The following is a 14,430-nucleotide window of genomic DNA, read 5'->3' as shown; positions in this document are numbered from 1 at the left end:
GGACTACCGGAGGGTTGCCTGGAGGGCGGCTTCCTTGCTCGCCACCAGCTTCTCCAGGTCCTGCTGGTAGGTCGCCATCCTGGCGCGTAGGCCCTCGTCGTGGGCGCCGAGGATCCGGACGGCGAGCAGGCCGGCGTTGCGGGCGTTGCCGATCGACACGGTGGCGACCGGGATCCCGGCCGGCATCTGCACGATTGACAGCAACGAGTCCATGCCGTCGAGGTGTTTCAACGGCACCGGCACACCGATCACCGGCAGCGGCGTCACCGAGGCGACCATGCCCGGCAGCGCGGCAGCGCCACCAGCCCCGGCGATGATCACCCGCAGGCCCCGGTCGGCGGCGTCGCGGCCGTACTCGATCATCGCGACCGGAGTGCGGTGCGCCGAGATGACCCGCACCTCGTACGTCACGCCGAAGTCGTCAAGCACCTCGGCGGCGGCCCGCATGGTCGGCCAGTCCGAGTCGCTACCCATGATCAACCCGACAGTGCTCACCGGGGTCTCCCTCTCCACCGCGGACGTCACTCGTGCCCCTCGCGCAGCCAGCGGGCGGCCCGCGCGGCACGCGCCCGTACGTCGTCCAGGTCGTCGCCGAGCACCGTGACGTGCCCGACCTTCCGGCCGGGCCGCACCTGCTTGCCGTAGAGGTGCACCTTGGCGCCCGGCTCGGCGGCGAAGAGGTGGTGCAGCCGCTCGTCGATCGACATGCCCCCCGGCTCGCCACCGAGCACGTTCGCCATCACCACCACCGGCGCGGTGAGCGAGGTGTCGCCCATCGGGTAGTCAAGCACCGCCCGCAGGTGCTGCTCGAACTGCGACGTCCGGGCACCCTCGATGGTCCAGTGCCCGGAGTTGTGCGGGCGCATCGCCAGCTCGTTGACCACGATCGCGGGCCGGCCGGCCTCGTCGCGCACCTCGAACAGCTCCACGGCCAGCAGACCGATCACCCCGAGCGCTGTGGCCAGGTCGATGGCGAGCTGCTGGGCCGAGACCGCCAGTTCCTCGTCCAGGCCCGGCGCCGGGGCCAGCACCTCCACGTTGATGCCGTCCCGCTGCACCGTCTCCACCACCGGGTAGGCGGCCACCTGACCGAACGGCGACCGGGCGACCTGCACGGCCAGCTCCCGGCGCAACGGCACCCGTTCCTCGACGATCAGCCGGGTACCGCCGGCGAGCAGCGTGGCTGCCAGCTCGGTGGCCTGGGCGGCGTCGTCGACCATCCAGACGCCCCGGCCGTCGTAGCCACCACGCGCCGCCTTGAGCACCACCGGCCAGCCGACCTGCTCGCCGAAGCCGACCAGGTCGGCGGGTTCGCCGACCGGTCGCCACACCGGGTTGGGCGCGCCCAGCTCGGTCAGGCGTTCCCGCATGACCTGCTTGTCCTGGGCGTGCAGCAGCGCGTCCGCCGGCGGGTAGAGGGTCACCCCTTCCGCCGCCAGCGTGCGGATGTGCTCCGAGGGCACGTGCTCGTGGTCGAAGGTGACCACGTCGCAGGCCTTGGCGAAGGTGCGCAGGGCGGCCAGGTCGGTGTGATCGCCGTACTGGACGTCGGCGGCGACAAGCGCCGCGCCGTCGTCGGGGGCGGTCGCGAGCACACGCAGTGACTGGCCGAGGGCGATAGCGGCCTGGTGGGTCATCCGGGCCAACTGGCCGCCACCCACCATGCCGACAACAGGCAGACCGGTACGGGAATCCATAGCGCGGCCAGCCTATCCGGGCCGCCGACAGGCCCGCCCGGAGGGCCGGCGAGCACGCCCCCGACGGGCCGGGCCACGCCCGGTGCCCGCTCTACGGGCAGCTACCGGGCGTGGCCGTGCGCTCAGCCCAGCTCGGCGACCAACTCGTCAACGGAGGTCACCGGTCGCTGGCAGACGAAGCCCCGGCAGACGTACGCGGCGGCCCGCCCGTCGACAAGCGGACGGTCGGCGAGCAGCGGCACACCGGGCTGGTCCGGTTGCCCGGCGACGACCACCGCCCCGGGCGGGGCGTGCCGTCGGGCCGCGGCCACCAGGGGATCGCCCGCCGGGTCGTCGGTCACCACGGCGATCTCGTACGGCCCGGAGAGCAACGCCTCACCGACCATGGCCGCGTATCCGGTGAACCGGGGGTGCTGCCCGACGATCGGCGCGACAGTGGCGAGCGCCGCCTCGGCGGCCTTGCGGTAGCGCGTCTCCCCGGTGAGCGCCGAGTACGTCACCAGCCCGGCGATCAACGCCGACCGGCCGGACGGGGTCGCGTTGTCGGTCGGGTCAGCGGGACGGGCGACCAGCCGTTCGGCATCGTCGGCGGTGTCGTAGAAGGCGCCACCGGGCGCGGCGAAGCGTGCCAGCGCGGTGTCCAGCAGCTCGCCGGCAAGCGTGAGCCAGCGACCCTCGCCGGTGAGCTGGTGCAGCGCGCAGAATGCCTCGGCCACAGCGCCGTAGTCCTCCAGGACGCCGGCCGGCTCGCCGACCTTGCCGTCGCGGGAGACCCGGCGCAGCCGGCCGTCGACCAGGTGCACGGTGGCCAGGTGCTCGGCGGCGTCGCGCATCGCACCGTCGGCGACGATCGTCACGCCGTCCATCAGGTTGGCGTCCTCGTCCTGCGGGGACGCGTACAGCGCGGCCACCTGGAGGAACTCGACGATGGCGGTGATCGCCAGGCCGTTCCAGGCGGCCACCACCTTGTCGTCGCGGGCCGGCTGCGGGCGGGTGTCGCGGGCCGTGAGCAGCCGCCCGACCACCTGCTGCCAGCGGGCCCGCACCTCGGGTGCGGCGTCGTCGACGTCCCGGGCGAGCTTGAGCACGCTCATGCCGTGTTCAAAGGTGCCCTCGTCGGTCACCGTGAACAGGTCGGCGGCGAACCGGCCGTCCTCCTCGCCCAGCGCCTCGACGAGCTGCGCGGGTGTCCAGGCGTAGGTGAGCCCCTCGACGCCCTCGGTGTCGGCGTCCAGCGCGGACGCGAAGCCCTCCCCCGGCCGGTGCAGCTCGTCGGCGAGGAAGCGGGCAGTGTCCCGCGCCACCCGCCGGGCCAGCGGGTCACCGGTGAGCCGCCAGAGCTGCGTGTAGAGCCGCAGCAGCAACGCGTTGTCGTAGAGCATCTTCTCGAAGTGCGGCACCGTCCAGTGCGCGTCCACCGAGTAACGGGCGAAGCCGCCGGCGAGCTGGTCGTAGATGCCACCACGGGCCATCGCCTCGGCGGTGTGCCGGGTGATCTCCAGGCTGCGCGGGTCGCCGGTGCGCTGGTGGTGACGCAGCAGGAAGAGCAGGTTCATGTGCGGTGGGAACTTCGGGGCGCCACCGAAGCCGCCGTTCGTGGCGTCGTACTCGCTGGCCAGCCTGCCGGCCGCGGCGTCGAGCAGCGGCGCGTCAAGCGGCGCGGTGGCGCCGCCCACGGCCTGCGCGCCGCCGATCGCCTCGACCACCGCGGCGCCCTGGCGCACCACCGCCTCGCGCTGCTCCCGCCACGCGGTGGTGACCGACTGGAGCAACTGGACGAAGTTCGGCCGCGGGAAGTAGGTGCCGCAGAAGAACGGGGTGCCGTCCGGGGTGGCGAAGACGGTCATCGGCCAGCCGCCCTGGCCGGTCATCGCCTGGGTCGCTGTCATGTAGACCGCGTCCACGTCCGGGCGCTCCTCACGATCCACCTTGATCGACACGAAGTTGTCGTTCAGCAGGGCCGCGACCTGCTCGTTCTCGAACGACTCGTGGGCCATCACGTGACACCAGTGGCAGGCCGCGTAGCCCACCGAGATGAGCACCGGAACGTCCCGCCGTTTCGCCTCGGCGAACGCCTCGTCCGACCAGGGCCACCAGTCGACCGGGTTGTCGGCGTGCTGGAGCAGGTACGGGCTGGTGGCGTCGACGAGTCGGTTCACGCACACGACCATAACCAGCCCCGGCGCGGACCGCGCGGGCTCCACCGGACGGTGGCCCGCGACAGGGGCGGTCAACCCTCTTCGGCCCTACCGTCAGGAGGCGCCGTCGGCGCGCAGCCGGAACACGTTCGACTCGGCGGAGTCGCGAAGCGACCCGAGCACCGCACCGATCTTGTCGGCCGGCATCGGCTTGAAGAAGTGGTAGCCCTGCGCCGAGGTGCAGCCCAGCTCGGCCAGGGCCAGCCGCTGCTCGGCGGTCTCCACCCCTTCGGCGACCACGCGCAACCCCAGCTCGTGGGCGAGCCCCACTGTCGTCCGCACGATCGCGGCGGCCTCCGGCGAGTCCGTCATCCGGATCACGAACGAGCGGTCCACCTTCAACTCGTCCACCGCGATCCGGGTGAGGAAGGTCAGTGACGAGAAGCCGGTGCCGAAATCGTCGACGGCGAGCTGCACGCCCATCGACCGGAGCGTGGCCAGCACCTCGTCGATGATTTCCAGCTCGCTCATCACCACCGTCTCGGTGATCTCCAGGACCAGCCGGCGCGGTGGCACCTGATGGCGGCGCAGCGCCTCGGCGATCTCCGCCGGCAACCGGGGGTCGAGCAGGCTGCGCGCCGACAGGTTGACCGAGATCGGGACGTCGAGTCCTTCCCGGGCCCAACCGGCGGCCACGCCGAGGGCCTTGTCCAGCACGTAGCGGGTGAAGGTGCCGAGCTGCTCGCTGTTTTCCACAGGCCGGATGAAGTCGGCCGGGCTCAGCCACCCGCGCCGGGGATGCTGCCAGCGGATCAGCGCCTCCACCCCGGTGGGCGCACCCGTGGCCAGGTCGACAGCCGGTTGCAACGCCAGCACGAGCTGGTCGTCGACCTTCAGCGCCTCGCGGAGCTCGGCCAGCAGGGCAAGCTGATCGGTGCTGGCCGCGTCGCGGGTGCCGTCGTACGCGGCGACGTTGCCGCCGCCCTCCTTGGCCTGGTACATGGCGATGTCGGCCCGGCGCAGCAGCTCGGTCAGGTCGGCGGTGCCGGCGTCGGCCACCACCACCCCGACGGAAACCTCAATCGACATCCGGACGCCGGCCACCTCGGTCGGCGCGGCCAGTCGTTCGGCGATCTCGCGGGCCTGACGCAGTGCGTGGGCCATCGGGGCGGCCCGGTCACCGAGCACCGGCACCGCGGTGAGCAGCAGAGCGAACTCGTCGCCGCCGAGGCGGCCGAGCAGGTCGCCCGGGCGGGCCAACGCGCTGAGCCGGTTCGCGGTCAGTCGCAGCAACTGGTCGCCGGCGGCGTGCCCGAGGGTGTCGTTGACCTCCTTGAACTGGTTGATGTCAAGCAGCAGCAGCGCCACCGGGTGATCGTGCGCGAGTTGTCGCAGCGACTGATCGCCCTTGCCGAGCATCGCCGCCCGGTTCGCCAGCCCGGTGAGCGGGTCGTGCACCGCCTCGTACGACGAACGGGCGGTGACCAGCCGCAGCTCCCGGTGGGTCGCGGCGTCGTGCAGCGCGGCGGCGAGCGCGTCGCCGAACGCGGCCACCGCGTCGCGTTCCCGGGCGTTGGGTGGGGCGGAGCGGGGGAACCGGACCCGCAGCCGGCCGACCGGGGCGGCACCGACCGACAGTGCCCGGCTCAGCTCGTGCTCGTCCGGCTCGGACCGGTCCGGTGGCTCCGTCTCCCGGTCGACGAACTGGCCGGTGGCGTCTCCCCGGTAGCGGTGCCACCGGCCGTCGGTCCGAGCCACGTCGACGTCCACCAGCTCGGCGTTGAACAGTGTCAGCGCCCCGGTGACAGCGGCACTGGCGACACCTCGTTCGTCGAGCTGGTTGAGGGCCGCGGTAGCTTCGGCGAACGCTCGCCAGGTGCGGTGCTCCTGATCGGAGCGCAGCCGGTAGCGGTAGGTCTGTTGCAGCAGCCACAGCAGCGGCGGGAGCAACAGCAACCACCGTGGGTCGAGTTCCAGCAGGGCGACGACCACGAGGCCGACCGCGACGTTGCCGACGAACATCAGCAGCTTGCCGCGCAGCGCGGCGAGCAGCGGTGGCCCGATCGGCAGCCCGTGCCGCAGGCCCAGCGTCACCCCACCCAGCCAGGCGGTCACCAGGAGGTAGGTCACCGACCCGGCGATCACGGCCAACGCCAGCATCGGGGTGAGCGGGGCGAGCAACGGCCGTCCGAGCGCGGTGGACACGGAGACGGCAAGTGCCGTCGCGGCGGACAGCGACGCGGCGATCCGGACGATCTCCAGCGCCGGACGGCGGTCGGTGTGCAGGGAGAGCATCGTCCAGGCCAGGCCGGTGCCGAGCAGCGTGGCGGACGGCAGCCAGCCGGCCGGCGTCAGGTGGAGGCAGACGATCAACGCCGCCTCGCCCCAGGTGATGCTGACCATGCCCGCGGCCGACCGGAACCGCAGCCGGGCGAGCTGGGCGAGAGCGAGGACGGCGACCGCGATGCCGAATCGGGCCGGGCCGCCGAACGGATCGTCGGCCGGCAGCCGGGCGGGAAGGGTCAACCCGACCGCGGAGGCGACCAGGGCGGTCAGGGTGACGGCTGCGGTGAGCACGAGCAGGCGGCCCGGTGTGCCCCGCACCCCGAGCCGGTCGAACGAGTCGCCGGCCGGACCGGAGGTCATCGACCTCCCCCGTCAGCCGACCGACCGACGATACGGCGGGCGGCCGGTGCTGTGCTGGTCATCGGCGCCCCCTCCCGCACACGGCTCGGAGACTTTTGGTCCCCCGGCGGAAGGCTAAGCCAAACCGGGTGGTCGCAACAGGGGGCGACCACCCGGTTCAGCGTGATTCACGTGCTGGCTACCCGTTCCGGTGCTGCTGGTGCCCATTGGGACTGGCGGTGGATGAATCACGCCCCCCGGTCCCGTCTGTCGGATCGACGACTGAAGCGTCGGCCCTGGTCGGGTCGGCCGGGCTTGCCTGCTGCGGGAACCGGTCCGGCAGGCGGCGCAGCCGAGCGTTCATGTTGCGGATCAGCAGGATGGTCGCGGCGGCCAGCAGCAGGATGAGGAAGAGGCCCATCGGCCCGGCCAGACCACCCGTGCGGGTGTCTCCGAAGTTGTTCTCCGCGAGCACCTGGGCAGCGGTCAGCATGGCGTTCCTCCGATGTGCGGTTGGTAACCAGGGTAGCTCTGCCCGGAATCAGCGTGCGTGCGCCGTCTCCCGCACCCCCGCGAAGAGATCGGACTCGGGCAGCGGGCTGTCGACCATCGATCGGGCCAACTCGAAGTCCTCGGTCGGCCAGGCGCGGCGCTGCAACTCCATCGGCACGTGGAACCAGAAGCCGTCCGGGTCGACCTGGGTGGCGTGGGCGCGCAGCGCGTCGTCGCGGACGGGGAAGAACTCGGAGCACTCCACCCGCGTGGTGATCCGGGGACCCTTGTCCGGCCGGTCCTCCCAGCGCTTGATCCACTCCTCGTAGGGCGACTCCTTGCCCGCGGCCAGCATGCCCTCGTGCAGCGCCATGATCTTGGCCTTGGAGAAGCCGATGTCGTAGTACAGCTTCAGCGGCTGCCAGGGCGCGCCCAGCTCCGGGTAGCGCTCCGGGTCACCGGCGGCCTCGAACGCGGCCACGCTCACCTTGTGGCACATGATGTGGTCCGGGTGCGGGTAGCCGCCCTCCTCGTCGTACGTGGTCACCACGTGCGGACGGAACTCGCGCATCAGCCGCACCAGCGGGCCGGCGGCCACCTCGACGTCCTGCAGGGCGAAACAGCCCTCGGGCAGCGGCGGCAGCGGGTCGCCCTCGGGCAGCCCGGAGTCGACGAAGCCGAGCCAGGCCTGCTCGACGCCGAGGATCGCGCGGGCGGCGTCCATCTCCGCGCGGCGGATCTCGCCGATGTTGGCCCAGACGTCGGGACGGTCGAGCTTGGGGTTGAGCACGCTGCCGCGCTCCCCGCCGGTGCACGTCACGACCAGGACGTCCACGCCCTCGGCGACGTATTTCGCCATGGTCGCCGCACCCTTGCTCGACTCGTCGTCCGGGTGCGCGTGCACGGCCATGAGTCGCAGCTGCTCTGCCAACTTCGGCACTCCTCGTCTGTGCCGGCCGGTGGACCCGACCGGGCTCGACCGGCTGACCTGCCGGGATCATTGCTCACCGCACCCTGTCGCCGGCCAGCACCGCAGGCCATGACCTGCCATTCCTGCCGCTGGACCGGGTGGGAGGATGGACTCTGCCATTCTTGCCGATGCCGCCGACAACAACGCCAGGAGATACCCGCCGGTGACCGAGACGCACGCCACAATTTCACCCGGCGCTCCGGTTTTTCCCGCCGGACGCTACGGCCGTCGCCGGGCACCTGGCGGCGAACGCCGTCGCAACGTGGTCGCCGCGCTTGTGCTGCTGGCGCTCGTGGCGACGCTCACCGTGATCTCGGTGCGGCTCTACCGCCAGTACGGCGACCCGGTCTACGACGCCCAGGTGATCACCTACACCGACATCACGGACACCCAGGTGCTTGTCGACTTTCGGGTGACGGTGCCGGCGGGCGGCTCGGCGGTCTGCGTGCTGCGCGCCCGGGACCGTGCGGGCACCGAGGTGGCCCGGGACCAGATCACCGTCACCGCCCGGCCGGGCGACCGGCACGTCACGACCCGGCACCGCCTGACCACCACCGCGCGACCGTTCATCGGCGAGGTCCTGCGCTGCCGACCCCCGGCCTGAGCTGCGAAGACAGCCTCACCAACCGGCTTCTGAGGGCGCCTACGCGGGGTGTCGGATCCGGACACCGGCGGTAATGGCCGACACGCTGTGTCGTACCGCACTGGTAACTTGGTAGTTCACCTGTCAGCCAGCCACGCACAACTGAGGAGAACGCCTGTGTCCACTGGCAACGAGGCGCCCGCCACCTGGCTGTCCCAGGACGCGCACGACCGCCTCCAGGCCGAGCTCGACGAGCACATCGCCAACCGTCCGGCGATCGCCGCCGAGATCAACGCTCGGCGCGAGGAGGGCGACCTGCGGGAGAACGGCGGTTACCACGCCGCCCGCGAGGAGCAGGGCAAGGCCGAGGGACGCATCCGCTACCTGCAGGAGCTGCTGCGCACCGCGAAGGTCGGCGAGGCGCCAACGGCGGACGCGGTGTCGCCCGGCATGGTCGTGACGATCTACTTCGACGACGACGCCAACGACACCGAGACCTTCCTGCTCGGCTCGCGGGAGATCGCCGCCACCACCGACCTCACCGTCTACAGCCCCGAGTCCGCGCTCGGCAAGGCGATCCTGGGCGGTCGGCCCGGGCAGACCTGCACCTACACGGCACCCAGCGGCGCCGACATCAAGGTGACAGTGGTCAGCTTCGAGCCCTTCTCCGGCTGACGCCGCCGGCGCCACCGCAGGCCCAGACGCACCGCCCCGAGGCGTGGCACCCACCGGTGTCACGCCTCGGCGGCGAAGACCACCTGGTAGCCGCTGGCCCGCAGGGCGCTGATCAGCGTGTCCGAGTGCTCCACGCCGCGGGTCTCCACCGACAGCGCCACCTCCACCTCGCCGAGACTGAGGTGCGGGTTGGCGCGCTGGTGTTCCACGTCCACCACGTTGGCCCGGTGCTCGGCGATCTGACTGAGCAGCGACGCGAGTTGTCCCGGCCGGTCCGAGCAGCGCACCGTCACCCGCAGGTAGCGGCCCGCGGCGGCCAGACCGTGCTCGATCACCCGGAGCATCAGCAGCGGGTCGATGTTGCCGCCGGAGAGCACCGCGACCACAGGCGTCTCCACCTCGACCACGCCGGCCAGCAACGCGGCGACACCGACCGCCCCGGCCGGCTCGACCACCTGCTTCCCCCGCTCCAGCAGCATCAACAGGGCTCGGGAGATGTCCTCCTCGGAGACCGTGACGATCTCGTCCACGAGCTTGCGCACGTGGTTGAAGGTGATCTCCCCGGGCCGACCGACAGCGATGCCGTCGGCGATGGTGAAGAACGCCGGCAGCCGGACCGGCTCCCCGGCCACCAGCGAGGGAGGAAACGCCGCCGCCCCGGCCGCCTGGACGCCGATGATCCGGACGTCCGGCCGCAACGCCTTCGCGGCGACGGCCATGCCCGAGATGAGGCCGCCGCCACCGACCCCCGTGATGATCGTCTTCACGTCCGGGCACTGTTCGAGGATCTCCAGCGCCACAGTGCCCTGGCCGGCGATCACGTCCGGGTGGTCGAACGGGTGGATCAGCACCGCTCCGGTGCGCTCGGCGTAGGTCTGCGCGGCGACAAGTGACTCGTCGACGGTGTTGCCGGCGAACTCGACCTGCGCGCCGTACCCCTTGGTGGCGGCCACCTTCGGCAGCGGCGCGTTGACCGGCATGAAGACGGTGGCGTGCGTGCCGACCAGGCCCGCGGCGAGGGCCACGCCCTGCGCGTGGTTGCCCGCGCTCGCCGCGACCACGCCGCGCTCCCGCTCCGCCGCCGACAGCCGGGAGATCCGCACGTACGCGCCGCGCACCTTGTACGAGCCGGCGCGCTGCACGTTCTCGCACTTGAGCCAGGTCGGCCCGCCCAGTGCCGCGCTGAGCGGACGGGAGGGCTCCAGCGGGGTGGTCCGGATGACACCGGCGAGCAGTTCCCGTGCGGCCCGCACGTCGTCGAGACCGACCAGTTCCGTCATGCCCCGATCGTGCCACCCGCCTTCGGAGCCCTCTGCGGCGACACCGGCGTGGACGACCTTGATCCACTCGACATCTCTGCCACCGGGGTATCAACCGTGCCTCGACAGCGCGTTTCCATGGAACCGGAGTGGATCAGCCCCGGGACTGGACCTCCGGGGCCCCGAGGCCGACCCGGGGGTAACCGGGGGCGTGCCGCGTCCACGGCGCGGCCATCTCGAACTGGCCGGCCACACCGAGCAGCAGCAGCTCCGAGCCCGGCGGCCCGACGATCTGCACGGCGACCGGCAGACCGTCCGGGCGACGGCCGACCGGCACCACGATCGCCGGCAGACCGGCGATGTTCCACGGCGCGGCGTACGGGGCGTACCGGATGTTGGCTGTCATGTTCGACCGCCACGACCGCTCCGACCAGCGGGCCGCCTCCGGTGGCGCACTGGCCAGCGCCGGCGTGAGCAGCAGGTCGACCGAGTGGTCGGTGAAGAAGTCGACAGACCGTTGCCGCCACGCGGCCCGGTCCGCCTCCCGCACGTAGCCGCGACGTTGCGCCCACTCGCCCAGCGCGACGTGCCGCCGGGTACGCCGTTGCAGACCACGGCGGTCCAACCCGGCGGCCCGCACGTCGGCGGCGGCGGCGGCCAGCCAGGTGGCGATGCCCTGCAGGCCCAGCGCGGTGGGGTAGACCGGATCGGCCGGCACCGTGTCGTGGCCGGCGGCGGCGAGGAGCCGACCGGCGGCGGCGACCGCGTCCCGGTTGGGCGCGTCCGGTGCGACACCCCGCACCGGGGAGCGCAGCGAGACCCCCACCCGCAGCCGTTGCGGCGGAACCAGCTTCTCGGGACGCCGGCCGGCGAGCACCGAGAAGCCCACCGCCGCGTCGGCGACCGTGCTGGTCAGCATGCCGTGCTCGGTGAGGCCGAACCAGTCGTCCGCGCCGAGCTGGCAGGGGACCACGCCCCGACCCGGCTTGAGCCCGACCAGCCCGCAACAGGCCGCCGGGATCCGGATCGAGCCGAGACCGTCGTTGGCGTGCGCGATCGGCACCAGCCCGGCCGCCACGGCGGCGGCCGCGCCACCGGAGGACCCGCCGGGGGTACGCGTGCTGTCCCACGGATTGCGGGTCACCGCGTTGTCGTCGTCGGTGACCGCCCACAGCCCCAGCTCCGGCATCCGGGTCACACCGAGGATCACCGCGCCCGCGCCGCGTAACCGGCGCACCACCTCGTGGTCGGCCTCCGCCACGTCGCTGCGTGCCGCCGCCGACCCGTTCCAGGTGGGCAGACCGGCGACCGGGGTGTTCTCCTTGACCGCCACCGGCACCCCGGCCAGTGGCAGGTTGGCCAGGTCCTCCTGCTCGTCGACCTTCTCCGCCTCGGTGATCGCCTCGCCGCCGCGAACGGCGCGGAACGCGGCCAGCTCACGGTCGGCACGGGAGATGTACTCAAGGTGGTCGGCGACGACCTGGGTGGCCGACACGTCACCTCGGCGTACGCCCCGGGCGATCTGCTTGGCGGTCGCCCCGACCCAGGTCGCCATGATGTCCTGCACGGCCATCCTCCCCAGCGGTCAGCCCAGCGCCTGCTCCAGATCGGCGAGTAGGTCGTCGACCGTCTCGATGCCGACAGACAGTCGCACGAGATCGCCGGGAACTTCAAGCGGCGAGCCGGCAGCACTTGCGTGTGTCATCCGACCCGGGTGCTCGATCAGGGATTCCACGCCGCCCAGCGACTCGGCGAGCACGAAGAGCTTGGCCCGGTTGCAGATGTCCACCGCGTGCTCCTCACCACCGGCGGCACGGAACGAGATCATGCCTCCGAAGCGGCGCATCTGCTTGGCGGCGACCTCGTGACCGGGGTGCGACGGCAGCCCGGGGTAGAGCACCTGCGCCACCTTGGCGTGCCCGTCGAGGTACGCGGCGAGCCGCTCGGCGTTGTCGCAGTGCCGGTCCATCCGTACCCCGAGGGTCTTGATGCCACGCAGGGTGAGCCAGGCGTCGAAGGGGCCGTTGATCGCGCCCATCGCGTTCTGGTGGTAGCGCAACTCCTCGCCGAGCCCGGCATCGGCGACGACAAGCGCGCCACCGACCACGTCGGAGTGCCCGCCGATGTACTTGGTGGTCGAGTGCACCACCACGTCCGCGCCGAACGCGATCGGCTGTTGCAGGTACGGCGAGGCGAAGGTGTTGTCCACCACCAGCAGCGCGCCCGCGTCGTGTGCCACGGCGGCCAGGGCGGCGATGTCGGCGATGCCCAGCAGCGGGTTGGTCGGCGTCTCCAGCCAGACGATCTTCGTGCGGCCGGGCTGCACGGCCGCCCGGATCGCCGCCGGGTCGGAGACCTTGGCCGGGGTGAACTCCAGACCCCAGCGCTGGGCGACCCGGGCGAACAGCCGGTACGTGCCGCCGTACGCGTCGTCCGGGATCACCACGTGGTCGCCCGGCTGGCACACGGCCCGCAGCAGGGCGTCCTCCGCCGCCAGACCACTGGCGAAGGCGAGCCCCACCGGCCCGCCCTCCAGCGCCGCCAGGCACTCCTGGAGCGCGTCACGGGTCGGGTTGCCGGAGCGGCTGTACTCGTAGCCGAGCCGGGGCGCGCCGACGGCGTCCTGGGCGTACGTGCTGGTCTGGTAGATCGGTGGAATCACCGCGCCGGTCCGCGCCTCGGGGTCCTGACCGGCGTGGATGGCGAGCGTCTCGAAGCCGTGGTTCATTCTGGTGAGGCTAGTGCCCCGTCGCGGATGGCTGGGACCGAACCCGGGCTCCCGCGCGGGGCCGGGCTGGCCGGCCCGGCCCCGCGCGCGCCGACCGTGCGTCGGCGGGCCGGTCAGCCGGCCGGAACGGGCAGGACGTGCAGGGTGACCGGGTGGGCCCCCGTCCAGTCGTACGAGACCGCGTAGACCCGGGCTCCGTTCGGCGCCCAGGCCAGCGCACCCGGGCTGAGGTCGTCGCCCAGCTCGAAGTGGGCCAGCTCGGTGCCGTCGGCCCGGAAGACGAACACGTCCGGGTCATAGGAGGCGTCTGCCCCGCCGGCGATCCTGGTGCCGTCGCGGGACACCTCGACCGCATTCGGGTACGCACCGGTGGGATAGGTCACGGATGGGGTGCTGATGTCGGCGAACGGGAACGCCTGCACCACGTACGGTGCGCCGGAAGCGGTGAAGACGGTGGTGCCGGTGGGGTCGAGCGCGACGTCCTGCAGGTTGCTGCCGACCGCCATGAACTCGTTCTCCCTGGGCGCGCTCAGTACGCCCCCGCTGCCGATCGTGTACGCGTACACCGACGCCGGGCTCAACCCGGGCTGCCCGGCCAGCAGCACCGAACGGTTCTGGCTGGCGGCGGTCAGCAGCGGGGCGTCGTAGAAGTCCTGACCGGTGGCCACCCCGGTGGTCACCACGGCCGGTTGCCGGCCCAGGTCGATCCGGCCGATGTTGCCGCCCCACTGGTCACAGCCGTAGCCGAACCACAGGTACCGCCCGGTCAGCGCGAGCGACGACGGGCACTCCCCCGCGCCGGTGTCGTAGCGGGCCGATTCGACCAGAGATCCGGTGTTGAAGGCGGCGATGGCGTTGGCGCTGGGCAGCGCCACGTAGAGCGTCTGCCGGTCGGCGCTGAGCAGCAGGTCGGTGGGGCCGGGCAGCCCCGACAGGGTGCCGACAAGCGTGCCCGTGGCGCTCGTCACCGCGACGTCTGTCGAGGAGCGGCCACCGCTGACGAAGACCCGGTCACCTGCCGACACCACGTCGGCGGCTCCCGGTAGCGACAGCGGGGTGGCCGTCTGCGCGGGGGCCGCCTGGGCGGGGCTGGAGATCGCGGCGGTGAGCAGCCCGACGGTCAGGGCGGCCAGCGCCAGGGTCGGGCCTCTTCTGATGAGCAAGGTGCGTCCTTTCGGAGTGTCGACGGACCGGCCGGGCGTCGCTGGCGCGACAACACGTTGCCCCCCGTGTAATTATCCAGACCTGTCTATGAGTATCACA

Annotated in this window: 12 protein-coding genes; 2 read left to right on the top strand and 10 right to left on the bottom strand. The window is 72.3% G+C overall.

The annotated features are described in order from the left end of the window. Positions 1 to 3 precede the first annotated feature (3 nt). The 6 genes from purE to mca all read right to left on the bottom strand — a co-directional run bounded on the left by purE (position 4) and on the right by mca (position 7,883). Complete coding sequence (gene purE, locus AB0F61_RS01955; protein WP_357802312.1) at positions 4 to 495, bottom strand: 5-(carboxyamino)imidazole ribonucleotide mutase; 492 nt, start codon at positions 493 to 495, stop codon at positions 4 to 6. A gap of 26 nt (positions 496 to 521) precedes the next feature. Further along, positions 522 to 1,697, bottom strand: coding sequence for a 5-(carboxyamino)imidazole ribonucleotide synthase (locus AB0F61_RS01950; protein WP_357802309.1), 1,176 nt, complete (start codon positions 1,695 to 1,697; stop codon positions 522 to 524). A 122-nt stretch (positions 1,698 to 1,819) separates the two neighbouring features. Further along, a complete protein-coding gene (locus AB0F61_RS01945) occupies positions 1,820 to 3,856 on the bottom strand; it encodes a thioredoxin domain-containing protein (RefSeq protein WP_357802306.1) in 2,037 nt (678 codons plus the stop codon). A 93-nt stretch (positions 3,857 to 3,949) separates the two neighbouring features. Beyond that, positions 3,950 to 6,481 carry a bifunctional diguanylate cyclase/phosphodiesterase gene (locus tag AB0F61_RS01940; protein ID WP_357802303.1) on the bottom strand — a complete coding sequence of 844 codons (2,532 nt, stop codon included), beginning with the start codon at positions 6,479 to 6,481 and terminating at the stop codon, positions 3,950 to 3,952. A 178-nt stretch (positions 6,482 to 6,659) separates the two neighbouring features. Then, positions 6,660 to 6,953, bottom strand: a complete 294-nt coding sequence (locus AB0F61_RS01935; protein ID WP_357802301.1) for a hypothetical protein — start codon at positions 6,951 to 6,953, stop codon at positions 6,660 to 6,662. A gap of 48 nt (positions 6,954 to 7,001) precedes the next feature. Beyond that, positions 7,002 to 7,883, bottom strand: coding sequence for a mycothiol conjugate amidase Mca (gene mca, locus AB0F61_RS01930; RefSeq protein WP_357241816.1), 882 nt, complete (start codon positions 7,881 to 7,883; stop codon positions 7,002 to 7,004). A 202-nt stretch (positions 7,884 to 8,085) separates the two neighbouring features. Here mca and AB0F61_RS01925 point away from each other — a divergent pair, with 202 nt between their 5' ends. Next, positions 8,086 to 8,526 carry a DUF4307 domain-containing protein gene (locus AB0F61_RS01925; protein ID WP_357802735.1) on the top strand — a complete coding sequence of 147 codons (441 nt, stop codon included), beginning with the start codon at positions 8,086 to 8,088 and terminating at the stop codon, positions 8,524 to 8,526. A 156-nt stretch (positions 8,527 to 8,682) separates the two neighbouring features. Continuing rightward, positions 8,683 to 9,180 (top strand): transcription elongation factor GreA, encoded by a 498-nt coding sequence (gene greA / locus AB0F61_RS01920; protein WP_110562546.1) that lies wholly within the window; start codon positions 8,683 to 8,685, stop codon positions 9,178 to 9,180. A gap of 59 nt (positions 9,181 to 9,239) precedes the next feature. On the opposite strand, the gene ilvA is transcribed toward greA, so the two are convergent. The 4 genes from ilvA to AB0F61_RS01900 all read right to left on the bottom strand — a co-directional run bounded on the left by ilvA (position 9,240) and on the right by AB0F61_RS01900 (position 14,330). Next, the gene (ilvA, locus tag AB0F61_RS01915) at positions 9,240 to 10,460 is read right to left on the bottom strand and encodes a threonine ammonia-lyase (protein WP_357802296.1); all 1,221 of its coding nucleotides are present in this window, start codon (positions 10,458 to 10,460) and stop codon (positions 9,240 to 9,242) included. Positions 10,461 to 10,593: 133 nt separating this feature from the next. Further along, a complete protein-coding gene (locus tag AB0F61_RS01910; RefSeq protein WP_357802294.1) occupies positions 10,594 to 12,012 on the bottom strand; it encodes an amidase family protein in 1,419 nt (472 codons plus the stop codon). A 12-nt stretch (positions 12,013 to 12,024) separates the two neighbouring features. Then, positions 12,025 to 13,167, bottom strand: a complete 1,143-nt coding sequence (locus tag AB0F61_RS01905) for a cystathionine gamma-synthase (RefSeq protein ID WP_357802292.1) — start codon at positions 13,165 to 13,167, stop codon at positions 12,025 to 12,027. 113 nt (positions 13,168 to 13,280) lie between these two features. Further along, on the bottom strand, positions 13,281 to 14,330 hold the full coding sequence (locus AB0F61_RS01900) for a hypothetical protein (RefSeq protein ID WP_357802289.1): 1,050 nt from the start codon (positions 14,328 to 14,330) through the stop codon (positions 13,281 to 13,283). Positions 14,331 to 14,430: the final 100 nt, after the last annotated feature.

The organism is Micromonospora sp. NPDC023888, assembly GCF_040639415.1.
GTDB lineage: Bacteria > Actinomycetota > Actinomycetes > Mycobacteriales > Micromonosporaceae > Micromonospora.
The sequence above is the reverse complement of the archived record's forward strand: the minus strand, read 5'-3'. Positions and strand labels throughout refer to the sequence as shown.

Coding starts and splice junctions, on each gene's coding strand:
- AB0F61_RS01950 (WP_357802309.1), bottom strand. CDS start 1,697: ATGGATTCCCGTACCGGTCTGCCTGTTGTCGGCATGGTGGGTGGCGGC.
- AB0F61_RS01940 (WP_357802303.1), bottom strand. CDS start 6,481: ATGACCTCCGGTCCGGCCGGCGACTCGTTCGACCGGCTCGGGGTGCGG.
- AB0F61_RS01935 (WP_357802301.1), bottom strand. CDS start 6,953: ATGCTGACCGCTGCCCAGGTGCTCGCGGAGAACAACTTCGGAGACACC.
- ilvA (WP_357802296.1), bottom strand. CDS start 10,460: ATGACGGAACTGGTCGGTCTCGACGACGTGCGGGCCGCACGGGAACTG.
- AB0F61_RS01910 (WP_357802294.1), bottom strand. CDS start 12,012: ATGGCCGTGCAGGACATCATGGCGACCTGGGTCGGGGCGACCGCCAAG.
- AB0F61_RS01905 (WP_357802292.1), bottom strand. CDS start 13,167: ATGAACCACGGCTTCGAGACGCTCGCCATCCACGCCGGTCAGGACCCC.